This window comes from Roseivivax sp. CAU 1753 (assembly GCF_054482575.1).
On sequence record NZ_JBTLRF010000009.1, the window covers coordinates 40,305 to 64,178 of the forward strand.

General features: G+C 69.7%; 12 protein-coding genes. 9 read left to right on the plus strand and 3 right to left on the minus strand.

What is annotated here, in order from left to right:
• From ACXYMN_RS16350 to ACXYMN_RS16365, 4 genes are all read left to right on the plus strand, one after another.
• Positions 1-8,202 carry an SDR family NAD(P)-dependent oxidoreductase gene (locus ACXYMN_RS16350; RefSeq protein WP_459014728.1) on the plus strand — a complete coding sequence of 2,734 codons (8,202 nt, stop codon included), beginning with the start codon at positions 1-3 and terminating at the stop codon, positions 8,200-8,202.
• On the plus strand, positions 8,199-13,088 hold the full coding sequence (locus ACXYMN_RS16355; RefSeq protein ID WP_459014729.1) for a beta-ketoacyl synthase N-terminal-like domain-containing protein: 4,890 nt from the start codon (positions 8,199-8,201) through the stop codon (positions 13,086-13,088). The genes ACXYMN_RS16350 and ACXYMN_RS16355 overlap by 4 nt, the downstream gene beginning before the upstream one ends.
• Positions 13,089-13,348: 260 nt before the next feature.
• Entirely contained in the window at positions 13,349-14,380 is a 1,032-nt protein-coding gene (locus tag ACXYMN_RS16360; protein WP_459014730.1) for a CE1 family esterase, read from the plus strand.
• A 5-nt stretch (positions 14,381-14,385) separates the two neighbouring features.
• Positions 14,386-15,201, plus strand: coding sequence for a sulfotransferase (locus ACXYMN_RS16365; protein WP_459014731.1), 816 nt, complete (start codon positions 14,386-14,388; stop codon positions 15,199-15,201).
• A gap of 88 nt (positions 15,202-15,289) precedes the next feature.
• On the opposite strand, the gene ACXYMN_RS16370 is transcribed toward ACXYMN_RS16365, so the two are convergent.
• From ACXYMN_RS16370 to ACXYMN_RS16380, 3 genes are all read right to left on the minus strand, one after another.
• Positions 15,290-16,675, minus strand: coding sequence for a hypothetical protein (locus ACXYMN_RS16370; RefSeq protein WP_459014732.1), 1,386 nt, complete (start codon positions 16,673-16,675; stop codon positions 15,290-15,292).
• Positions 16,676-16,680: 5 nt separating this feature from the next.
• Positions 16,681-17,586 (minus strand): sulfotransferase family protein, encoded by a 906-nt coding sequence (locus ACXYMN_RS16375; protein WP_459014733.1) that lies wholly within the window; start codon positions 17,584-17,586, stop codon positions 16,681-16,683.
• A 125-nt stretch (positions 17,587-17,711) separates the two neighbouring features.
• On the minus strand, positions 17,712-18,044 hold the full coding sequence (locus ACXYMN_RS16380; protein WP_459014734.1) for a hypothetical protein: 333 nt from the start codon (positions 18,042-18,044) through the stop codon (positions 17,712-17,714).
• Positions 18,045-18,212: 168 nt separating this feature from the next.
• Between ACXYMN_RS16380 and ACXYMN_RS16385 the strand changes: the two genes are divergently transcribed.
• Genes ACXYMN_RS16385 through ACXYMN_RS16405 form a run of 5 tightly spaced genes read left to right on the plus strand, consistent with a single transcriptional unit; the run spans position 18,213 to position 23,873 of the window.
• A complete protein-coding gene (locus ACXYMN_RS16385; RefSeq protein ID WP_459014735.1) occupies positions 18,213-19,793 on the plus strand; it encodes an alkaline phosphatase family protein in 1,581 nt (526 codons plus the stop codon).
• Between the two features lie 12 nt (positions 19,794-19,805).
• Positions 19,806-20,831 (plus strand): alpha/beta fold hydrolase, encoded by a 1,026-nt coding sequence (locus ACXYMN_RS16390; protein WP_459014736.1) that lies wholly within the window; start codon positions 19,806-19,808, stop codon positions 20,829-20,831.
• Positions 20,828-21,586: an SDR family oxidoreductase gene (locus ACXYMN_RS16395; RefSeq protein ID WP_459014737.1), complete on the plus strand. Its 759-nt coding sequence runs from the start codon at positions 20,828-20,830 to the stop codon at positions 21,584-21,586. Before ACXYMN_RS16390 ends, ACXYMN_RS16395 begins: the two co-directional genes overlap by 4 nt.
• Before the next feature lie 14 nt (positions 21,587-21,600).
• The gene (locus ACXYMN_RS16400) at positions 21,601-22,350 is read left to right on the plus strand and encodes an SDR family oxidoreductase (RefSeq protein WP_459014738.1); all 750 of its coding nucleotides are present in this window, start codon (positions 21,601-21,603) and stop codon (positions 22,348-22,350) included.
• Positions 22,347-23,873 carry a hypothetical protein gene (locus ACXYMN_RS16405; RefSeq protein WP_459014739.1) on the plus strand — a complete coding sequence of 509 codons (1,527 nt, stop codon included), beginning with the start codon at positions 22,347-22,349 and terminating at the stop codon, positions 23,871-23,873. The genes ACXYMN_RS16400 and ACXYMN_RS16405 overlap by 4 nt, the downstream gene beginning before the upstream one ends.
• Position 23,874: the final 1 nt, after the last annotated feature.

Sequence of the window (23,874 nt, forward strand, 5' to 3'; positions counted from 1 at the left end):
ATGGATAACGCCTTCGGCATCATCGTCCTGACACCGGCGGGCACCGGCGATCCGGCCCTCGCGGTTGCGGCACAGCGCGCGGGCCATCTCGGCGTGTTCAATGCAGAGCTTCCCCTGGCCGACGGCGCGCTCGAGGCCGGGCTCGACCACCTCGCGGCCAACACGCCGGCGGGCTGGGGCATCGCGATCCCGGATGCCGCCCGCGCGGTCGAACTGGCCGGGGCCTATCGCGACCGGGGCCTTGCCGCGGTGATCCTGCCTGCGGACGCGGCCTTCGCCGCCCCGACCGAGGTCGCGGCGCTGCGGGCCGCCGGGTTGGTCGTGCGCCTCGAGGCCATCGTCTGGGACGACCGCCTTGCGGGCCCCGTCGCCGCCGAGGGCGTGATCCTCAAGGGCCACGAGGCCGGGGGCCGTGTCGGCGAAGCGACCGCCTTCATCCTGTTGCAGAAGGCGCGCGCGGCGGGGGTCGCATCGATCTTCGTGCGCGGCGGCATCGGGATGCACTCCGCCGGGGCCGTGCGCGCAGGCGGCGCGGCGGGAATCGTGCTCGACGATCAATGCCTGATGCTGCGCGAAAGCGCGGCGTCGGACGCACTCGCGCCGGTGCTGGCGCGGATGACCGGCGGCGAGACGGTGCTGATCGAGGGCGCGGACGGCATGCGCTGGCGCGGCGTCGAGATGCCCGGCCAGAACACCGCCGCGACCCTGCGCAGCGCCATTGCCCAAGCCGATGCGCAGGCGCAAGGTGCCATTGCCGACGCCGCCTTCGGCTGGGACCTCGCCGCCGGGCACCTGGCCCCGATGGGGCAGGCCGCCGCCTTCGCGCCGGATCTCGCGCGCCGCTTCAGCGGTCTCGGGCGGCTTTGTGCGGCGCTTCTGAAACACAGCGCCGAGGCCGTGGCCCGCGCCGCCGATACCGACATTCTCGGCGCGGATTGCCCGCTCGCCGCCGATCACGGCACCACCTATCCCATCGTTCAGGGGCCGATGACGCGGGTGTCCGACGTCGCCCCCTTCGCCCAATCGGTGTCCGAAGGCGGCGCGCTGCCGATGATCGCGCTGGCGCTGATGCGTCCCGGTCAGGCCGACACGCTGCTGGCCGATGTCGCCCAACGGCTCCAGGGCAAGCCCTGGGGCGTCGGCCTTCTTGGCTTCGCGCCCTCGCAACTGGTCAAGGACCAGGTCGCCGTGGCGCTGAAACACGGGCCGTCCTTCGCGCTGATCGCGGGCGGGCGGCCGGATCAGGCCGTGGCACTCGAGGCGGATGGCATCCCCTCGTATCTGCACGTGCCGTCGCCGCGCCTGTTGTCGATGTTTCTTGAACAGGGCGCGCGCCGCTTTGTCTTTGAAGGTCGCGAATGCGGTGGCCATGTCGGCCCGATGTCGTCGCTGGTGCTCTGGGACAATATGGTCCGCACCCTCCTCGAAGAGGTGCCCGACGCCAGGACCGCGTCCGAGATCAGCGTGCTGTTCGCGGGCGGCATCCACGACGCCACCTCGGCGGCGATCGTCGGGGCCTTCGCAGCTCCATTGGCCGCGCGCGGCATCAAGGTCGGCGTGCTGATCGGCACGGCGTACCTCTTTACCGAAGAAGCGGTGCGCGACGGGGCCATCGCCGACACCTTCCAGCAGACCCTCGTGGACTGCACCGAAACCGTCACGCTGGAAACCGGCGCGGGCCATGCCAGCCGCGCCGCCCTGACCCCCTTCGCGGCAGAGTTCGCCGCCAGGCGTCGCGCGCTCGAGGCCGCGGGCACCGGTGCCGAGGACATGCGCGAAGAGCTGGAAAGCCTGACCCTCGGGCGTCTGCGGATCGCATCGAAGGCGACCGAACGGCAGGGCGACGACCTGCATGAGGTGTCCGTGGCGCGGCAGAAGGAAGAGGGCATGTACATGATCGGTCAGGTCGCGGCGCTGCGCGACGACTTGACCGATATCAAGGGGCTGCACCGGGCGATCTGCGAAGATGGGGCCGCCCTGATCAAATCCATTGCCGCCGAAGCGAACGCGCCCGAGATCATGCCCGCAACCGTCAGCCCCCCCGAGCCCGCCGATATCGCCATTGTCGGCATGTCGGCGCTGCTGCCCGGCGCGAACGACCTCAAGGCCTATTGGGAAAACCTGCTCGATGGCCGCAACGCCATCACCGAGATTCCGCGCCATCGCTGGGACTGGCGCATCTATTTCGACGAAGATCCCACCGCGAAAGACAAGATCTACTCGAAATGGGGCGGCTTCCTCGAGGACATGCCCTTCGACCCGATGCGCTACGGGGTGCCGCCGCGTGCGATCAAGGCGCTCGATCCGCTGCAACTGATGACGCTGGAGGTGGCGCGGCGCTGTCTTGACGATGCCGGTCTGACCGACACGTCCGGGGCCTCGGGTCCACGGCTCAGGACCTCGGTGATCCTCGGCGCGTCGGGCGGTGCGGGCGATGTCGGCGCGCAATACGCCGTGCGCTCGGAAATGCCGCGCTTCACCGGGGCGCTGGACGACCGGGCGGCGGGCTACCTGCCGGAATGGACCGAAGACAGCTTCGCGGGCATCCTGTTGAACGTGGCGGCAGGCCGCACCGCCAACCGGCTCGATTTCGGCGGCGTGAACTACACCATCGACGCCGCCTGCGCCTCGTCGCTCGCCGCGGTCTACCAGGGCGTGCTCGAGCTTGAGACCGGGCGTTCCGACATGGTGCTGGCGGGCGGCATCGACACCGTGCAGGGCCCGTTCGGCTACCTGTGCTTCTCCAAGACCCGCGCGCTTTCCCCGCGTGGTCGCTGCTCCTCGTTCGAGGCGGACGCCGACGGTATCGTCATTTCCGAGGGCCTCGCGATGATCGCGATGAAGCGGCTGGCCGATGCCGAACGCGACGGCGACCGCGTCTATGCGGTGATCAAGGGCGTCGGCGGCTCGTCGGACGGCAAGGCCAAGTCGATGACCGCGCCGCATCCCGACGGCCAGATCCGCGCGCTCAGCCGGGCCTATGACATGGCGGGCTACGGCCCCGAAACCGTCGGCCTGTTCGAGGCGCACGGCACCGGTACCGTCGTCGGCGACACCGCCGAAATGGAGACGGTGACCCGCCTTCTGACCGATGCCGGGGCCGCGCCGCGCTCTGCCGCCATCGGGTCGGTGAAGACCCAGATCGGCCACACCAAGGCCGCCGCGGGCATTGCCGGGCTGATCAAGGCCTCGCTCGCGTGTCATCACGGCGTGCTGCCGCCGCATGGCCGGATCGGCGCGCCCAACGACAAGCTGCTGGACGACGACCTGCCGCTATACCTCGTCGACCGTCCGCGCCCGTGGATCGTGCAGGACACGCCGCGCCGCGCCGGGGTCTCGGCCTTCGGCTTCGGCGGCACGAACTTTCACGTCACGCTTGAGGAACACGACGCCAAGCGCGCTATTCCCGCGCTGGAACCCGCCGCGCGCGACCGCTGGCCGCATGAATTGCTGGTCTGGCGCGGCACCTCGGCCAAGGCGGTGGCGAACCAGATCCGTACCCAGCTTGACCGTCTCGGCCAGGGCTGGGACCCGGCGCTTGCGGATCTTGCCCGGTCCTTGTGGGACGCGGCCCCGAAAAAGGGCCTGGCCGCGACGCTGGTGGTGTCCGATCCCGCGCAACTTGCGGCCAAGCTCGCCGGTCTTCTGACCGCGCTCGAGACCGGTGGCCCGGTGCCGCCGGGGGCAAGCTGGAACGCCGATCCGCGGCTGGCCGATGGCGGCAAGCTGGCGCTGATCTTCCCCGGTCAGGGCAGCCAGTATCCCGACATGATGGCCGATCTGGCCGTCCTCATGCCGCAGATGTCCCGCGCGCTCGGGGCGGCGGACCGCGCGCTTGGCGAAACCCTGAGCCGGTCGATCCTGCCCGAAGGCCTTTACGACGCCGACGCCCGGACCGAGGCCGCCCAGCGGCTGACCCGCACAGACATGGCGCAACCCGCGCTGGGCGCGGTCGAGGCCGGGCTCTGGCACATCCTGGCCGATGCCGGCGTCGAGGCACAGATGGCCGCCGGTCACAGCTATGGCGAATTTGTCGCCCTGCACGCGGCGGGTGCCATCGCCGAGGACGACCTCTACCGCGTCTCGCGCGCCCGTGGCCGCTTCATGGTCGAAGCGGGCGAGGGGGCCGATCTGGGCACCATGGCCGCCGTGCGCGCGCCCCGCGACCGGATCGAGGCGTTGATCGACGGCGTTGCGGATATCGTCATCGCCAACCATAACGCGCCCGAACAGAGCATCCTGTCGGGCACCCGCGCCGCCATCGACGCGGCGGGCAAGCGCGCCGAGGCCGAGGGCCTGTCCTTTACCGTCCTGCCTGTGGGTGCGGCCTTCCACTCGCCTATCGTGGCCCCCGCCGAAAAGCGGCTGGCAGCGTTCCTGTCCGATATGCCGGTCGCGGACCCGCGCTTCCCGGTCTATTCCAACACCACCGCGAAACCCTATGACGCGGGGGCCAAGGCCATCCGCACGACGCTGGCCCGCCAGTTGTCACGGCCGGTCGAGTTTCTGTCCGAGATCCGGGCGATGCATGCCGATGGCGCGCGGGTCTTCCTCAGCGTCGGCCCGAAAAGCGCCCATGCGGCGATGGTGCGCCAGTGCCTCGCGGGGCAGGACCACGTCGCCATCACCACCGACGACGAAGCGGGCGGCCTCAAGGGCCTGCTGGGCGCGCTGGGCGCGCTCTTGTCCGAAGGTGCCGCGCTCGATCTGGGGCTGCTCTTCAAGGGCCGCGATACGACCCCGGTGGCGCTCAAGGGCCCGATCGAGGCCCCGACGGTGCATGGCAAGAACATCTGGATGCTGAACGGCTCGGGCGCGCGGCAGGTCGGCAGCCCGCCGCTGCCGGTCCTGACCATCGAGGACATCGCCGCGCGGCAACTGGTCACCCCCACCACCGCCGCCGCCACCACCACTGCGGCGCAACCGCACGACCCCGCCGTGCAGGCGCAGGCACCTGCACCCGCCACCATGACGACCGGGCAGGCCGCCGGAACGGCTGCCCCCACCCGACCGCGAAAGGAGTCCCCAATGGACCACTCTCCACAGGATCTGTCTCAGAGCGAGGCGGTCCATCCCACCTACCCCTCCGACAGCGAGGGCATCATGGCCGGCTTCCAGGCCACCATGTCGCGCTTCCTCGAGACCCAGGAACGGGTGATGATGGCCAGCCTCGGCGCCTCTGCCGCGGCCCCGCAGCGCCCCGTTCGCGCCCCGGTCCGGCCGATGCCGCGTCCGGCCCCGCGCGCCATCGCACCGGCCCCGGCACCGCAGGCGGTCGCCGCCCCGGCACCGGCCCCCGTGCCGCCGCCGCAACCGTCACCGGCCCCCGCCGCGCAGGCCGCTGCCCCGGCCGCCGCTGCCCCGGCCGCTCCGGCACCTGCCGCCGCGCCCTCTGCCGGGCTCGACAGGGACGCCATCACCGCGCTCTTGCTTGAAATCGTCGAGGACCGCACCGGCTACCCTGCCGACATGCTCGGCATGGATCAGGGCATCGAGGCCGATCTCGGCATCGACTCGATCAAGCGCCTCGAGATTGTCGGCGCGCTGATCAAGGGCCTGCCCGAGGCCCAGGCCGCTGCTGCCGCTCCGGCGGGCGAGACGCTGAATGCCCAGAAGACGCTCGGGGCCATCGTCGATACGCTGGTGGAGCATCTGGAAAAAGAGGGCGCAGCGCTCCCTTTTGATCCCACCGGGGCGGAGAATGCGGACCAGACGACGGTCCGACCGCCCCGGTATGTCACGCGCGCCGAAGCCCAGCCGGGCCCGGCCGCGGGGACCCTGCCGAAAGGCACCTACCTGATCACCGAGGACGCGCGCGGCGTTGCGCGTCTTCTGGCCCGACGCATCACCGATGCCGGGGCCGTGGCGCAGGTCTTGCCCGCCGAGGCCGCGCTGTCCGAGGCATCGCCGCTGGCGGGGCTGGTGCATCTTGCCCCGCTCGATGCGCTGCCGGTCACGCTGGAGGCCGGGCCCGACGCGTGGCGCGCGGCACTCGCGCAATCCGAAAAGTCCGCCTATGCGCTGGTGCGCGCCCATGCCGCCGGTCTCAGGACCGGGCGCGTGGTACTGGCCTCGGCGATGGGCGGTCTCTTCGGACGCGACGGTGCCGCCGGGCTGATGCTGTCGGGCGGGGCCACCGGTCTGGCCAAATCCCTGCGCGAGGAATGGCCCGAAAGCCTGACCCGCGCCGTCGATCTCGACCCGTCGCTGTCGCCCGACACCATGGCGTCGCTCATCATGGCCGAACTATCCGCGCCGCATGCCCGGATCGAGGTCGGCTATCCCGGCGGCGTGCGCCACATCTTCCGCAGCGTCGCCGACACGGTGTCCGACCTTGCCGCCGTCGAGCTGCCGCAGGGCGCGCTGATCCTGGCCACCGGCGGCGCGCGTGGCATCACCGCCGAGGTGCTGCGCCCCTTCGCCCGGGCAGGCGCGCGGCTGGTGCTGGTCGGTCGATCGGCGCTGCCCGCCGATGAGGACCCCGCAACCGCACAGCTGACCGATCCGGGCGATCTGCGCCGCGCCCTGGCGCAGGCGGCGAAAGCCTCGGGCGCGGCGATCAAGCCCGCCGACATAGAACGTCAGCTCTCGGCGATCCTGCGCGACCGCGAAATTCGCGCCAACCTCGCCGACCTGCGGGCGCAGGGTGCCTCCGGGGTCGACTACCGGGTCTGCGACATGGCCGACCCCGCCGCCGTCGCGGCGCTTCTGGTCGAACTGGGCACGGTCCACGGCGTGATCCACGGCGCGGGCGTCATCGAGGACCGCCGCATCGAGGACAAGACCCCCGAAAGCTGGGACCGCGTGGTCGAAACCAAGGTCATCGGCGCGCTCGCCCTGGCCGCCGGGCTCGATGCCAACCCGCCCGCCTTCCTGGCGCTGTTCGGCTCTGTCGCCGGGCGCTACGGCAATTCTGGCCAGACCGACTATGCCACCGCCAACGAGGTGATGAACCGCCTCGCCGCCGCGCTTGCGGCGCGCTGGGATGCGACCCGCGTCACCGCCGTCAACTGGGGTCCGTGGGACGCCACCAAATTCGGCGCGGGCATGGTGTCGGACGCCGTCCGCCTGAAATTCGAGGCCCAGGGCGTGACCCTTGTCTCTGCCGAGGGCGGGGCGTCCGCCTTCTTCGACGAAATGCTGCGCGGCCCGGACACCGTCACCGAAGTGACCCTGGGCGCGGGCCCGTGGGAAACCCATGAAACCGACCGCGCAGGCGGCGATATGGTGGTCAGCCCGTCGCTGGTGCCCGCCGCCGATTGCGCCACGCCGCTGTTGCCCGATCCGCGCCCGCAACCCGCGCCCAAGGGCGGCACCGCCATTCCGCGAAGGCTCAGCGTTGCGGGCGACCCCTGGCTGGGCGATCATCGCATCGGCGACACGCCCGTGCTGCCGCTGGCCTGCGCGGCGGAACTCTGCGCAGAGGCGGCATCGGCGATCTGGCCCGACTGGCGCGTCGCGGGCCTGTCGGACCTGCGCGCCCTGTCCGGCCTGCGGCTGGAAGGCGACGCCGACCGCGACGTGCTGATCGTTGGCAATTCCGCCGAACACGGCGACCCCACCGGCTTTTCCGCCCGCGTCGATCTGAAATCCGCCGAGCCGCCGCAGCGCGGGCACTACCGCGCCTCCGCCATCCTGCGCCCCAAAGGCAGCAACGCGCCGCTTGACGGGGCCGAAGACCTTGCCCTCGATGTCATGCTGACCCGCGCCGCCGCGTCGCAGGTCTCGGCCCGCCGCGCCTATCGCGAAATGCTGTTCCACGGCCCGGCCTACCAATGCGTCAAGGAGATCGAGGGCCTCGATCAGGGCGGCGTCACCGCCCGCATCCACGCCAGCCCCGCCGGGGCCTTCGGCGCGGGCAACCGCTGGCTTGTCGATCCCGGCCTTCTCGATGCCGTGGCGCAACTGGCTTGGGTCTGGTCGCTTGCCACCCGCGAAGCCCCGGCGCTGCCGAACGCGATCCAGCGGCTGATCCCCATGGGCACCGGCACGCCCACGCGGATGATCCTGGCGATGCGCCCCGAGGCCTCCGCGCCGCAGGTACTGTGCGATGCGGTGATCGCCGACGACCAGGACCGCCCGGTCTTCCTGGTCGAAGGGCTGGAATGCACTTCCGATCCGGCGCTGGCCCGGTTCTGCGGCTACAAGGGCAACATCCTGCGCGATGTGACCGGAAATCCCCGCGCCGAGGCCGCCGAATGACCAAGACCCCACCGGCCAGCGGGGACATCGCCATTGTCGGCATGGCCGGCATGTTCCCCGGTGCCGAGACGATCCACCGCTTCTGGGCCAATATCTGCGCCAAGCTCGATTTTGTCGGCGCGCCGGCCCCCGAATGGGAGGCCGAGCGTTACCTGCACGGGCAGGGGCCGACGCATATTCCCACCGCGCGGGGCGGCTATCTGGGCGACAGCTTCGCCGCCGATCCCGCCGAGCTGGGGGTGATGCCGTCCTCGGTGGACGGGTCCGAGCCGGACCAGTTCCTTGCCCTCAAGATCGCCCGCGCGGCGCTGGCGGATTCGGGCTACCTCGATGCCGACCATGAACGCACCGGCGTCATCCTCGGCCATTCGACCTACCTGCACCGGGGCAATGCCGCCGTCGTGCAGCACGGTGTCGTGCTGGACCAGACGCGCGAACTTCTGGGCCAGCTGATGCCCTGGGCCGATGTCGCCACGCTCGACCGGGTGCGCGCCGAGATGGCCAGACGCCTGCCGCCCTTCAACGCCGATATCGCGCCCGGCCTCGTGCCCAACGTGATGTCGGGCCGGATCGCCAACCGGCTGAACCTGAACGGGCCGAACTACATCCTCGACGCGGCCTGTTCGTCGTCGCTGCTGGCGGTGCTCTCGGCGATGATCGAGCTGCGCGCGGGCCGCTCGGACATGATGCTCGCGGGCGGCGTCAACGCCTCGATCTCGGCCGAGGTCTACATGGTGTTCAACCAGTTGGGCGCGCTGTCGAAGAACGGCCATGTGCGCCCGTTTTCCGAAGGCGGCGACGGCACGCTTCTGGGCGAGGGGCTGGGCATTCTGGCACTCAAGCGCCGCGAAGACGCCGAGGCGGCGGGCGACCGCATCTACGCCATCCTCAAGGGCGCGGGCCAATCCAGCGACGGCAAGGGCTCGGGCCTGCTGGCCCCCCGCCTCGAGGGCGAGCAACTGGCGATCCGCCGCGCCATCGCCGATGCGGGCACCGAGGCCACGCCGCCGGGCCTGATCGAGGCGCACGGCACCGGCATCCCCCTGGGCGACAGGACCGAGATCGGCGCGCTGCACGGCATCTTCGGCGACCGCGCCGCCAACGGATTGCCCGGCATGGCCATCGGGTCGGTGAAGTCGATGATCGGCCATTGCATCCCGGCGGCGGGGGCGGCGGGCCTGATCAAGACCGCGCTGGCGCTCTATCACAAGACGCTGCCGCCGACCCTGTCGGACAAGCTGCGCGACGGGCTCGGGCTGGCCGAGACGCCGATCTACGTCAACACCGAAACCCGGCCCTGGATTTCTGCCCCCGGCACGCCGCGCCGCGCCGCGGTCAACGCCTTCGGCTTCGGCGGCGTCAATTCGCACGCCATCCTGCAAGAGGCCGCGCCCCGCGCCGAGGCCCGCTTCGGGGCGACGCCGACCCATTGGCGGCACGAACTGGTGCTGCTGGCCGCCGACCGCCGCGCCGATCTGGCCACCGCCGCGCGCCACCTGTCGGACCGGATGGCGGTCCATGCCGGTGCGGATCTGGCCCAGATCGCCCGGCATGCGGCGGTCACGCTGGGCACCGGTGCGCATCGCCTGGCCATCGTCGCCGAAAGCCGCGCCGATCTGGCCGACAAGCTGGCCAAGGCCGCCGACCGGCTCGAGGCGGGCAAGGGCACGTTCCGGCTGCGCTCGGGCGTCATCGCGTCAAGCAAACCGCTCGCGGGGAAGATGGCCTTCGTCTTCCCGGGCGAGGGCGCGCAATATCAGGGCATGTTGTCCGAGGTGCTGACCGCCTTCCCCGAGGCGCGGTCCTGGTTCGATTTCTGGGACGGGCTGTTTCCGGGTCGCGACACGCCGCCCTCGGCCTCGGTCTTCCCGCCGCCCACGACTCTGTCCGGCAACCTGCGCGACGCGCTGGCCGAAAAGCTGTTCGGGCTCGAGTTCGGGTCCGAATCCATGTTCATCGCGGCGCAGGCGCTGATGGGGGTGGCCGACCGCGTCGGTCTGGCCCCCGATCTGGTCGTCGGGCACTCCTCGGGCGAACACGCGGCGCTGGCCGCGGCGGGGGTCTTCGGGCCCACCGGCGATGCCGCCGACCGCGCCGAGTTTGCCGGTCGCATCCGGTCGCTGAACCGGCTCTACCAGGAAATCGAGGCCTCGGGCGGCATGGCCTCGGGCGCGCTTCTGACCGTGGGCGGCGTGCCGCGCGCGCGCATCCTGTCGCTGGTCGCCGCCGATCCCGACATTCACCTGGCCCTCGACAATTGTGAACATCAGGCGGTGCTCTACGGGCCGCGCGCCCGGATGGAGGCCGTCGCCGAAGAGCTGCGCCCCGAAGGCGGCATGACCGGCTTCCTGCCCTTCGACCGGCCCTATCACACGGCGCTGTTCGCCGATGTCGCGGCCAAGGTCGACCGTGTCTATGCCGACATGGATTTCCGCGCCGCGCGGCTGCCGGTTTATTCCTGCGCCACGGCGGCCCCCATGCCAGAAGCCCCGTCCGAGATCCGGGCCCTGGCCGCGCATCAGTGGCAGACCTGCGTCCGGTTTACCGAAACGGTAGAGCAACTTTATGCGGACGGGGTGCGGCTGTTCGTCGAGATCGGGCCATCCTCCAACCTCACGGGGTTTGTCGAGGATACGCTCAAGGGCCGCGATGCGCAGGCGGTCGCGCTCGATTCCCGCAGGCGCGGCGGGCTGTCCCACCTGTTGCAGGCCCTCGGGCGGATCTGGTGCACCGGTCGCGCGCTCGATCCGGCGGCGCTGTTTGCCGGGCGCGATCTCGAACCGCTCGACCTGGCCGCCGAACCGGCAAAGCGCCGCGCGCGCCATATCGACAATACCCTGCCGGTGATGCGCTTGCCCACCGACGTCGCCGCCGAGATCGCAAGCGCGTTGTCGGATCAGGCCGGGCGCGGCGGTTTTGTGCCGCCCGATGTCGCCGCCATGATCCGGCCCGCCGCCGCAGCACCCGCGCCAGCGCCCGGTCCGGCGCCCGCGGCCGCACCCGCCCCGACCCCATGGGCCGAGCCCTGCGCCACACCCGCGATGTCCGCCGACCCCGGCGTGATGCAGGGCCATTTCGACATCATGCAGCGGTTCCTCGACACCGCGGGCAACGTCACCTCGGTCGCGGTATCGGGCACCGGGGCCATGTCCGCGCCCGACGCAATGCCTGACGCCATGCCCGACGCAATGCCCGACCCCTCCGACTGGCAGCCGCCCTTGCTGCACCGGGTCGACACCGACGGCACACACCTGCGCGCGACCAGCGATTTCGACCCGCTCGGCGACCCGTTCATCGCGCAGCACACCTTCTACGCCGATGTCGTCTCCGACAGCGACCCCGAGTTGCAATCCCTGCCGGTGTTGCCGCTGGCGGTCAGCCTCGAGATGGTGCTCGAAGCCGCCGCCGCCCTGACCGGTCAGGTGCCCACCCGCCTCGAGAATGTGCGCGCCCGCGACTGGGTGGCGTTCGACGACGGCCCCGCGACGCTGACCACCGATGCCACCCTTCAGGACGACCGTGTCACGGTGCAGATCCGCCGTGGCGATGCGCTGCTGTTCGAGGCCGAGGCGGTGCTGACCGACGTCGACCTGCCGCCGCCCCTGCCGCCGCTTGTGCAGCCGCAACCGCCGGTCTGGTCGAACGACGCGCTCTACGGCACTGGCATGTTCCACGGGCCGCTGTTTCAAGGCGTCGAAGCGCTGCAGGCATGGGATGCCGGCGGTCTCGATGCGGGCCTGCGCGACATGCCGCTGGACGACTTCTTTGGTTACGGCGAGGCCCCCGAGGGACTGCTGATCAACCCCGCGCTGCTTGACCAGGTGGGCCATGTCACCGCCTTCTGGATCGCCCAGGGCTGGGGCACGGATTTCAGTTCCTTCCCCTCCAGCATCGCCCGGATCGACCTGCCGGATGCCCGCATCGAGGCCACCTCGGGCGCGCGCATCTGCGGTCGGCTGGGCTTTCGCGACAACGAGGATCGTTCCGTCCCGGACCCCGCCCATGCCCGGTTTCTCGAAGGCGACTTCGATGCCATCGGCCCGGACGGCGCGCGCCTGCTGTCCGTGCGCGGCTGGCGCGACCGCTTCTTCGACGTGCCGCACAGCTTCTACGAAGCCCGCTACCGCCCGCGCGCGGCGTGGTACGGCGTCGATGCCGCCGCCCTCTTTCCGCAGGCTCCGGCGGATGTCCGGCTCTGGTCGGTTCCGGCCTTCCCGCGCGGATTTCTCGATGACGCGGGCAGCATCTGGACCCGTGTGCTGGCGGCGACCATCCTGTCCCGGGCGGAACGGGACACCTTCGCGGGCCTTGTGGGCAAGCGTCGCCGCGACTGGCTGATGGGCCGCATCGCGCTCAAGGAAGTGGTGCGCGCGCATATCCAGGAGACCGAGGGTCTGGCGCTCCTGCCCGCCGATATCGAAATCGCCAACGACGCCGCGGGCCGCCCCTTCGTGCTGGCTGACCGTCCGGCGGCGCTGGGCGTGGCCGCCCCCATGCCCGAGGTCAGCCTGTCCCATGCCGGGGGGGCCGCACTGGCCGCCGCCGTGCCCGCCGGTCGCCGCATCGGCATCGACATGGAGACCGCGGGCAGCGTGGCCTCCGACCTGCTCGCCGACGGTGCCTTCGACGCCGAGGAGTTGAGCCGTCTGGGCATCAACGGCAGCCTCGGGCCGGACAGCGCCGAGAAGCTGCTGTCGGGCTGGTGCGCCAAGGAGGCCACCGCCAAGATGCTGGGCGAGGGGCTGACCGGCCGTCCAAAGGCCTTCGTGCTCAGCCAGATCGACGCGACCCGCGACAACGCGCAGGTCACCCCCCCCTCGGGCGAGCCGGTGCGCGTGACCCTGGCCCGGTCCGGCGACAACGTGATGGCGCTTGCTATCGGATAACGCAGGCAGGATATGGCTTAATCCGGGCCGGGTGTCGTAGACAGGTCTCGCGGTGCTTGATACGCCTTGGCGCAACCGCTGCGCGAACGCCTCGTCCGTTCGGGCCCCGGACGGTCCGGGGCTTGCCGCACGCAGACCCCGACACAGCCCGGCCCGATACAGCCCGGAACGACACAGCCCGGACCCGACACAGCCCGGCCCCGATACAGCCCGACCAGCCAACCGGCCGGGCATTGAACAGAATGAGGAATGGATCGACCATGTTTGCAATTCGTCTCACCGGAGTGATGATCGTGGCGCTGCTGGCGGCGGTCGCCTGCGCCAACACCGCGCCCACCACCGCCTCCAGCGATGCCGATCTCGCCACCGGCGAGGCCCCGTCGACCCTGCGCGAACGGATCGCCGAACGCCGGGCGGCGCGCAATGGCGACCAGCCGGTGGGCGCGTCGGTCGACGGCTTGCAGCAATTCTCGTTCTCGTTTCAGGGCCGCGAACGGTCCTATTTCGTCGATCCCGCCACGACGGGCAGCGGGCGGCCCGCGGTGCTGGTCTTCCATGGCGGCGAAGGCGATGGCCGGAAGGCGCAGCAGGTGTCCGACCTGACCAGCTATGCCCGCCAGCAGGGCTTTACGGCGGTGTTCCCGAACTCGCCCGGGCAACAGTGGAATGACGGGCGCGCGACCACCGCTTCGGGGATCGACGATGTGGGCTACACCCGTGCGCTGGTCTCGGATCTGCGGACCCGCTTTGGCACCGATACCTCCCGCGTCTTCGCCAGCGGCATCTCCAATGGCGGCATGTTCGTGCAGCGTCTGGCCTGCGATGCGCCCGACCTCTTCCGCGCCTATGCGGTGGTCGCGGCCAACATGCCCGCTGATCTGTCGGGCCGCTGCCGCACCGGCCAGCCGCAGCCGATGATCTTCTTCAACGGTACCGACGATCGCCTGATGCCCTTCGGCGGCGGCGCCATCCCGACCTCGCGCCTGATGGGGCTCGGCGTCGGCGGCAACGTGCTGTCCAACGTCCAGACCCGCGACTTCTGGGCCGGCGCCAACAGCTGCGGCGCGCCCACCTCGACCCCGCAGGAAGACCGCGTGAACGACGACACCCGCCTGCAACTGATCCGCTACGAATGCGCAAGCGGCGCGTCGCTGCGGTTCTACCTGATCGAGGGCGGCGGTCACACCTGGCCCGACTCCAGCGTCGGAGGCAGCCGCCTGGCCGGTACGGTCAGCCGTGAAATCAGCGCCACCAGCGCCATGTTGTCCTTCTTCCGCGGATACGGCCTGTAAGCGCCATGACGCAGCCAGCCCCCGTTATCGTCCTGGCAGCGCCCGGTGCCGGCGGGCAGGTGGTGGCGTCGGCGCTGGGTCGCAACGCCGCGGCCTTCGATCTGCCGGTGCTCAACGCCGAGCTGGAAGACACCATCTACGCCATGGTCTTCGAGATGCAGGGGGTGCGCGCGGCGCAGTTGCACGGCACCTTGCGGGCGCTGGCCTATCTGCTCTCGGGCGAGCAGAGCCTGCATTCGGTTGACATGGCGCGCCGCTGGCTGATGCGCCGCCTGCACCTGTCGAGCGCCGAGCTGGCGCACTGGGTCTGCGCCCGCCTGTCCCCGCGCCGCGCCATCGTTCCGGTGGCCTCCGGTCTGTTCAGCGAAACCGCCCGCAACCGGCTGGCCGAAATCTATCGCGGTGCCGACCTGCTGATCGTAACCCGCGACCCCGCATCCCACGAGGCCGCGGTCATGTCCGACCACGCGGGCGCCGCGGCGACCTTGCTGGGGGCCTATGACACGGCAGAGCCGGGGGCGGCGCTTCCCGATCCGGCGCGCCTGCGGTCGATGGCCGAAGACGGGATGGAGCATCTGCTCGGATCGATGCCCGACAGCCCGGTGCACCACGTGCATTTCGACGATCTGCTCCGCGATCCCGAGGCGGAATTGCGCCGTCTTGCCAAGGCGTTGGCGTTGCCCCACGACCCGGCGCAACTGGCGCGCATGCGGCATCCCGAACGCTCGCCCTTTGCCACCGTCGGACCCTACGGCGCACATGGGCGCGGCGATATTCACCCCCTCGGGGATCAGCTCCGCGCGGCGCACGCCCCGGCCTGAGGCCGCGCCGGTTGCGTGCCGCAACAGGGCTCCGCCCAGCCCGACGCCGCCTGCGCGCTCCGAAACCGACCGCTCCGGATCAGACCGCTCAGGTCCCGCGCAGGATGGTGAAGCCGTTGGTTTCCGTCGCCATCTGCTGCTTGACCGGGTCCGAGTTGCGGCTGAGGATCTGCAATAGCTTGGCGTGGACCGTGGTGCCCATGAACAGCCCCTCGGGTGTCGTGGCAAGCGATCTGAGCCCGGTCTGCGACACATGCCCGAGCGCGTCCTTGATGACCCGCTCCCACTCGGTCCCGTCGGTCGTCCGCCACAGCTGGTAGCCGCCGCGCAGCGCCTGGCCGCGGGCGTTCAGCGCGTAGTCGAAGGGCTGCCAGTGGTGCGTGCCGACGTAGAGCGCGCCTTCATGCACCTCCATGCACCAGATCACCGAATTATACGGATCGTCCCAGCCCGGCCCCATCGCCGACAGCGGCACCTTCAGCCCTTCGGGGGTGCAGCGCGGCTCTCCGAACAGCACATCCCAGGTGCCGTCCTCGTAGACCCGCAGCAGTTCCGCCGCGGCGGGGCCGACATTGTTCTCGCGGTCCTCGCCCAAGCCGGGAATGCCGCCGCCGACATACAGATCGCCGTCGAACTCGGCCAGTGTCGCGACCGAGTGGTTGTGGTTGAAGCGCCATGCGCCGTCGACCATGACGCGGTCCCACTTGAACGGCGGCGCGCCTTCGCCATCGGTGCGCCACAGCTGAAAGCCGCGTTTCGCCGAGGCGGTGCCCGCGTAGAGATATCCGTGCGCCTTGCCCAGCGCGAAGATCGCCTCGTTGACCGGGTCGTCGAAACCCAGCGTGCAGGCCGCCTGCCAGCTGTCCGGACCGGCATTGGGGTCGCGGCTGCAATAGACCATCGTTTCGGTCTCGGGCGGGAAGTTCAGATCCGCCCGCTCGGCCGAGGTGATGCCCGCGGGCGCGGTGAACATCCAGCCCTTGAACGGGGTCAGCCCCCGGAACGACAGGATGGTGTCGTCGTGCAACCCGTCGGTGACCACCGGCGCGAAGTCGATGCCGTCTTCCGACCGCAGAATGCCGCCGCCGAAGACCGACATGGTCCCGGCGTAAAGGCAGGGATGCGGGTCGCTTTCGCCCTGGTAGATCGCGAAGGACCGCACCCCGAACGAATCCGCAAGGACCGCGGGGCTGGTCTTGATGCCATACTCGGCCGACCGCGCCTGGTGGCGGGCCACACTGACCGCGTCGGTGTCGCGGGCGGGGGCCTCGTAGACGGTCTGCCATTCGCCGGTCGCGGGATTGTGGCGCAGGATGCGGGCGCAATCCTCGGGGCCGCTGCCGCGCGGCGTGGTGACGCCCAGATACAGCCAGTCGTTGTACCAGATCAGCGCATGCGCCAGCGTCGAGGCCTCGTGGCCCAGTCCGCGATTGGCAATCGTCTTGAAGGAGATCGGCGGCATTGGCTTGGTCATGTCAGTCATCCGTATCCGAATTGCCGGGCAAGCTTGATCGTCTCGGGCGACAGGGTGCTGCCGTCGTCGCGCCAGGGGGCGGGCATCTCGACGTCCGGCTCCTGGATGTTCTGCAGGCGCGACATGTCGAGGACCGGGTTCTTGAGGAAGTTGGGGTCGTTGCCATAGCGTGCCGAAGGCGGCCCGATACAGGCAAAGGGCGAGTTCTCGGGATGCATCATCTCTTCGATGGCCTTGGCATCCGCGGCGATGCCCAGCCAGTCGCAGATCTGTCCGAGGTATTTCTCGGGATCGCTCAGCAGCATCTCGGCCTTGACCCTCAGGCACTGGCCCACCGGCAATTTGGCGGTGAAATTGGTGATGTTCTGATGACCGCGCAGCCATGACGTCTCGGGGTCGAGCTTGCGCCGGGTCTGCATCTTCTCGCCGGTGACATTGCCCGACTGGATGTCGTTGCGCAGCGACATCGCCGATTTGCCGGTGGTGATCGGATGCCGCGTCAGGTGCAGGTAGGACGCGCGCGGAAAGATCCGCGCCAGCCGCTGCAGGTTCTCGGGCCGCATCACCGTCAGCGGGCTCTTGTCAAAAAGCGCGCGGTCGCCGACCTGGTCCTGCAGATGCGCAAAAAGCTCCGCCACGGTCCAGTGGGCGTGCTCCATCAGCCAGCTGCGGGCGCGGATCACCGCCTCTTCGGACTGTTCCTGTTCATGCAGTTCCGCCAGCAGCCGCAGCAGACCGGCAAGTCCGAAGGCCAGCGGCCCCTTCAGGCTTTGCAACACGGCGCCGACCGTATCCACGTGCGAAATGCTCAACTCGGGCATGCCGTAGATTTCCGGGTGCTGGCCGATCATGCCGCCGATCAGCGACGTGTAGGAGCGCCCCGGCGCGATCAGGAAAAGGGGTTCAGGCATTCAATGGTTCCAATACGATAACCGATGAAATGGGCGACTTGTCCGGGTTGATAGTCTTCGCGCGAAGACGCTGGCAACCGCTTTTTGTGCGGCAATGCGCAGCGGCAGGGCGGTCGGCCATGCGCTCAGTCATCCTGATCCCCCCCGGCGTCGGCTTCGTCGCGGGGCGGCGCATTGCTGGTCCGCACCCGGTCGAGCAGCGCCCGCTCTTCCTCCATCAGTGCCAGGATCGACCGCATCATCTCGATCTTGTAGTCGAGGTCGCGCTTGCGGTCCTGCAAGGTGTCGTCATCGTCCGAAACCTCGACCGCCATCTCCGCCAGATCTAGGAACGCCGGTGTGGTCAGAAACTCCTGCACGTGACGCAACCGCGTGGCGCGCTCTTCCTGTTCGCGCAAAAGCTGTGCGATATCCTGACCAAGAGCGATCGCAGCGTCTGTGTTTTCTGAATCGCTCATGATACCAGTGCAAAATTAGTGGTCTTTCGTAGCAGAGGCCGTCGCCGATGCAAGGCTGTGCGCCATATTTCCGGGCCACAGACGCCCGGGGTCTGGTGTCTTGGGCATCGAGTGTCTATTTGAGTTGCTGCTGTGCAGCAAGAATTTGAAGTCGAAATGGAGCGTCCCGTGTCCTCGAGCGTCCTCATGATTGGCCTTGACGGGGCCACCTTTACCCTACTCAAGCCCTTGTCCGAGGCAGGCAAGCTGCCGTTTCTCACCAGCCTGATCCGCAACGGCACGGTGGCGCAGCTGATGTCGACGCGCAATCCGCTGACCCCGCCCGCCTGGACCTCGATGACCACGGGCGTCAGTCCCGAAACCCACGGAATCTACGATTTCCTGCGCCCGGCCTTTCTCGATGACGGCGGCGTCTTCCTCAAGATCAACGACCGCCGCGACAACCACGCCGAGACGGTCTTTTCCATGGCCAATCGCGGCGGCAAGCGGGCGACCGCGCTCAATTTCTTCGGCTTCTATCCCGCGCCCGAGATCGACGGCTACGTGGCCTCGGGTTTCGTGCCGTGGAAACACCTGCGCGGCGGCATCCGCCCGACGACGTTCTTCGACGAGTTGCGCGCCTCGAAAGACTTCGACTACCGCGACCTCGGCATGGATATCGGCGAGGAAAAGAAGGTCGTCCAGGGGCTCGACGCCGACGAGCACGAGGAATGGATCGAGTTGCAGAACGTCCGCGACAAGGCCTGGACCGACGTCATGTGCAAGATCCTGACCGAGGACCCGACCGACCTTGCCGCCATCGTTCTGGACGGCCCCGACAAGGTGCAGCACCTGTTCTGGCGCTACATGGACCCCGACTGCTATTCCGGCGAGCCGGGCGAACACACCGACAAGGTGCATCGCCTCGTCACCGACTTCTACGTGCGCATGGACGACAACATCCGCCGCATGGTCGAGGCGGCGGGCCCCGATACCAACGTCATCCTGACCTCGGATCACGGCTTCGGACCCACCGACGAGATTGTTTACATCAACCAGTGGCTTGCCGACAAAGGCTACCTGCACTGGCGCGATGGCGGCCATGGCTACGGGCGCGCGCAACTGGCCGCCGACAAGCTCAAGGATCATCAGGCGATGATCGACTGGAAGCGCACCACCGCCTTCTGCCCGACGCCGTCGTCGAACGCGATCTTCCTCAAGCCCGACAATGGCGACGGCACCGGCGTGACGCCGGACAATTACATGGATGTGGCGCTGAAACTGCGCGCCGAACTGCTCGACTGGAAAGACGCCGACGGCAAGCCGGTGCTGGCCGGGCTCGACATGAACAAGATGCGCGGCACCCCCTTCGTGGAGCCGTGCCCCGACATGACGCTCAAGCTGCGCGATGGCGGCTTCGTGTCGATCATCGCCTCGGATGCCACCGTCAAGCCGCGCGATCTGGTCGACGGCACCCACCGCCCCGAAGGCATCTTCATCGGCCACGGCCCCGCTTTCCGGCAGGATGAACAGGTCGATGCGCTGTCCCTGCTCGATATCGCGCCCTTGATGCTGACGCTTCTGGGCCTGCCGGTGCCCAAGAACCTTGAAGGCCGCGTGCCGACCGAGGCGCTGGTGCCCGGCATCACCGGCACCAAATCCGGCATCACGAAAACCGCCGACGCGTCGGGCGAAGACCGCGCCGAACCCAGCGCGGAAGAGCGCGAGGCGCTGCTGCGGCAGATGAAGCAGCTCGGCTACATGGACTGACGAGCGGCCCGGATGACAACCCTCACCCTGCCGCATGTCGCGCTGAACTATCAGCTGATCGGGGTCGATCCGGCGACGTCTCCGACCCCGATCGTGATGATTCACGGGCTGGGGGCGAACCTGTCCTTCTGGTTTCTCGGCGCGGTGCGCTATCTGGGCCGCGACCGCGCGCTGCTCTTGCCCGACCTGCGCGGCCACGGCGCAAGCTCGATGCCGGATCGCGGCTACGGGCTGGACCAGATGGCGCGCGACATGTTCGCGGTGATGGATGCCGCCGGGATCGACCGTGCGCATCTGGTGGGTCACAGCCATGGCGCGCGGGTGGCCATCGTCATGGCGCAGCAGCAGCCCGACCGCTTCGCCAGCCTGACCATCGCCGACACCCAGCTGCGCGAATTGCAACCGGCGATGCGCCTGCGCGACTGGGCGCATTGGCCGGTGTGGAAAAAGCAGCTTGCCGCCGAGGGCGTGACCAGCTTCCCCGACGAAGAGTCCGAGATCGACTTCCGCCTGCTCGCCTCGCTTGGTCCGCGCGGCGGCGCGGCCTTGGCCAGTGGCAACCTTGCCGAACGTGGGCCCCGGGCCCGCGCGGCGCGTGCGGCGGGTCCCGGCGGGGCTGGCGGAGGACGCAGGCGCGGCATCAACCTGCGCTCGCGGCAAATGGGCGCTCGGGGCGCGGCGCGCTGGCAGGAACTGGTCTCGCACACCACCGTCTCGCATGATCTCGAGGATGAAAGCGCCGTCGCCATCGACCGGCTGTCCGAACTCGCGCTGCCGGTGCTGTTGATCTACGGCGCGCAATCGCATTGCCTGCCCACCTCCGATGCGCTGCTGCAACGCCTGCCGGGCGCGCGCCGCATCGTGGTGCCGGGGGCGGGGCATTTCTTTCCCATCGTCAAGCCGCGTCTCTTTGCCCGCGCGCTGGCGACCTTTCTGGCCGGCGTCGACAGCCCGGGCCTTGCCGCCCGCCGCCGCGATGCCGCGCGCCGCCTGGGCCGCCCCGGTCTGCGCGCCGCCCTGAAGCGGAGGGGCGCATGACCCGCGATCCGCACCGCGTCGCCGTCGTCACCGGGGCCACCAGCGGCATCGGCCGTGCGATGGCGCTGGAATTTGCCCGCCGGGGTTACCGCGTGCTGGGCGTAGGCCGTGCGCCGGACAAGCTGCGCGCGCTGCAAGCCGATCTCGACGCCGCGGGCCCGGGCATTGCCCACGCCGCCCTTGCGCTCGATGTGGCCGACCCCGCCGCCATGGCCGACCTCGCGGACCGTCTGCAAACCATCGGGCGCTGCGACGTTCTGGTTGCCTCGGCGGTGCTGGGCCGTGAAGGGCAGGGGGCCTTGCCGCCCCGCACCCGCGATCTGACGCTGGCCGAGTGGCAGCAGGCCATCGACGTCAACCTGCACGGCGTGTTTCTGGCGACGCAGGCCGCGCTGCCGCTGATGCGCGCCGCCGGGGATGGCGACGTGATCCACGTGTCCTCCTCGACCACGCCGCACGGGCTGCGCGGCACGCCGCTGGCCCCGGCCTATTGCGCCACCAAGTTCGCGCTCGCCGCGCTGGGCCGCGAGATGGGCCGCGAACTGGCCGAAGACGGCATCCGCCTGCGCACGGTCTTTCCGGGCGCGGTCGATACCCCGCTGATCGCCGATACGTTGCTTGATGGCGCGTTCGGCGGCAGGATGACGCCCGAAAGCTTCGCCACCGCGCTGATCGGCCTGACCGAGCTTTGCCGCGAGATGGACGTGACCGACCCGCACCTTCTGCCGATGCCGACGCGCAAGGACAGGACCTGACAGGAGACATGAGCATGACCGACACCCTGACAGGGAAATCCGCCATCGTGACCGGCGCCGCGGGCGGCATCGGGGCCGCGGTGGCGCGCAAGCTGGCTGGCGAAGGCGCGCATGTGCTGCTGGTCGACCGCGACGCGGACGGCATCGCGGCACTGGCCGCCGATCTGGGCGACACAGCCACCGCCTTCGCCGCCGACATCACCTCCGAGGCAGACATGGCCGCCATGGCCGAGGCCGCGCTGGCCCCGACGGGCCGCATCGACATCCTTGTCGCCGCCGCCGGTATCCTGCGCGTGGGCGGCAGCCTGAAACCCGTGGCCGACACCACATTCGACGAATGGAAGACGGTGATCGACGTCAACCTCACCGGCACGTTCCTGTCGAACCGCGCGGTGCTGGCCGCGATGCTGGCCCAGAAGGAAGGCGATATCGTCAACGTCTCGTCGGTGTCGGGCAAGCAGGGCCGCGCCTTCGACGGGCCTTATGCCAGTTCGAAGTTCGGCATTGTCGGGTTGTCCGAAAGCCTCGCCGAAGAGGTCCAGCGCGAAGGCGTGCGGGTGCAGACGGTGCTGCCCGACGCGGTCGATACCGGCCTCTGGGACCAGTCCGGCACCGCCGCGCTGAAACCGCGCCACATGCTGACGCCCGAAAGGGTCGCGGCCTTCGTGCACTACCTCGTGACCCTGCCGCGCGACGCCTTCCTTCTCAACTCCGTGCTGTCGCCGATCCCGATGCGCAAACGCCGCGGCAACCCCCCCGCATGACCGCCCCCCTCCGCGCCCCCGCGATCCCGCCCAAGGGCCTGTCGCTGCGCAATTTCAGCCGCGTCGGCGAGGGCGGTCTGGGCGACGGTCACAACAATTACGCGCATTCCATGGCCTGGTTCAAAGGCCGCCTCTACCTGGGCACCACACGGTCCAACATGTGCATGCTGCGCTTCCAGTCGGCCTTTGCGAAACTGCCGCTGACGATCTGGCCGGTGGACTGCCCCGATACGATGGACGGGCTCTACAAGCTCGATCGCCGCTCGCAGATCTGGGCCTTCGATCCCGTCACCGGAAAGTGGGACATGACCTTCCGCGCCCCCATGGTCGACGGGCTCGACGGCAGGCCCGTCCCGCGCGAGATCGGTTACCGCTCCATGGCGGTGTATCAGGGCCCGACCGACCCCGAACCGGCGCTTTACGTGTCGGCCTGGGCCCCGGGGCGCGCGCCGGGCGGGCTGATCCTGCGCAGCTATGACGGCACCCGCTTCGATCCGGTGACCCCGTACGGCGTCATCGACCCGCCGTTTTCGGTGACCCGCAGCCTGACCACCTTTCGCGGTGCCATGCACTTTGCCCCGACCGCGCAGCGCGGCACCACCGGCGGGCAGCAGAACGCCACCGACATGCCGCTGATCTACGGCTCCGCCACCCCCGAGGCCGGCGACTGGCAGACCGTCAATCCGCCCGGCTTCGACGATCCGGGCAACAAGGGCATCTTCAGCCTCGCCGTGGCCAATGACCAGCTTTACGCCGGCACGCTCAACCTTGACGGATTGCAGGTCTGGGCCACCGACGGCACCCCCGCCGACGCCGCCCTCGGGCCCTATCCCTACCGCTGGCGCAAGGTGATCGACCGGGGCGCGGGGCGCGGGCCGCTCAACCAGGCGGTGGCCTGCATGACCGCGTTCAACGGCGCGCTCTATGTCGGCACCGGCATCCAGGGTGGCGGCCTCGACCGGGTCAACAACGTCGGCCCCGCCGCCGCCGAGGTGCTGCGCATCAATGCCGACGACAGCGTCGACGTCATCGTCGGCGACCGCGACGACGACGGGCGCGCGCCGCTTTCCGGGCTCAAGGCGGGGTTCGGCAATTTCTTCAACGGCTACATGTGGTCGATGGGCGTGCATGACGGCTGGCTTTATTGCGGCAGCTACGACTGGTCGGTCACCCTGCGCTGGGCGATCTACGAACAGGCCCCGCGCATGGTGCGCGGCCTGCTGGACCGGGTCGGGGCCGAAACCATCGTCGAGAACGAGGGCGGGGCCGACCTCTGGCGCAGCGCCGATGGCGAAAACTGGATGCCGGTGACCCGTCGCGGCTTCGACAACCCGTATAACTGGGGGATCCGCAACCTTGTCTCGACGCCCTCGGGGCTGTTCGTGGGCACCGCAAACGTCTTCGGTCCGCGCGTCGCCGTGCGCGATGACGCCAAGCCCGACGGCTGGGCCTATGCCGACAATCCGCGTGGCGGGCTCGAGGTCTGGCTCGGCCAGCCGAACGCACCCGCCGGGACCGGCTGAC

Excerpts from the sequence above, each read along its gene's own strand:
- ACXYMN_RS16375 (WP_459014733.1), bottom strand. The coding sequence starts at position 17,586 with ATGCCTGAACCCCTTTTCCTGATCGCGCCGGGGCGCTCCTACACGTCG.
- ACXYMN_RS16395 (WP_459014737.1), top strand. The coding sequence starts at position 20,828 with ATGACCCGCGATCCGCACCGCGTCGCCGTCGTCACCGGGGCCACCAGC.
- ACXYMN_RS16370 (WP_459014732.1), bottom strand. The coding sequence starts at position 16,675 with ATGACCAAGCCAATGCCGCCGATCTCCTTCAAGACGATTGCCAATCGC.
- ACXYMN_RS16365 (WP_459014731.1), top strand. The coding sequence starts at position 14,386 with ATGACGCAGCCAGCCCCCGTTATCGTCCTGGCAGCGCCCGGTGCCGGC.
- ACXYMN_RS16380 (WP_459014734.1), bottom strand. The coding sequence starts at position 18,044 with ATGAGCGATTCAGAAAACACAGACGCTGCGATCGCTCTTGGTCAGGAT.
- ACXYMN_RS16400 (WP_459014738.1), top strand. The coding sequence starts at position 21,601 with ATGACCGACACCCTGACAGGGAAATCCGCCATCGTGACCGGCGCCGCG.
- ACXYMN_RS16390 (WP_459014736.1), top strand. The coding sequence starts at position 19,806 with ATGACAACCCTCACCCTGCCGCATGTCGCGCTGAACTATCAGCTGATC.
- ACXYMN_RS16355 (WP_459014729.1), top strand. The coding sequence starts at position 8,199 with ATGACCAAGACCCCACCGGCCAGCGGGGACATCGCCATTGTCGGCATG.
- ACXYMN_RS16360 (WP_459014730.1), top strand. The coding sequence starts at position 13,349 with ATGTTTGCAATTCGTCTCACCGGAGTGATGATCGTGGCGCTGCTGGCG.
- ACXYMN_RS16350 (WP_459014728.1), top strand. The coding sequence starts at position 1 with ATGGATAACGCCTTCGGCATCATCGTCCTGACACCGGCGGGCACCGGC.
- ACXYMN_RS16405 (WP_459014739.1), top strand. The coding sequence starts at position 22,347 with ATGACCGCCCCCCTCCGCGCCCCCGCGATCCCGCCCAAGGGCCTGTCG.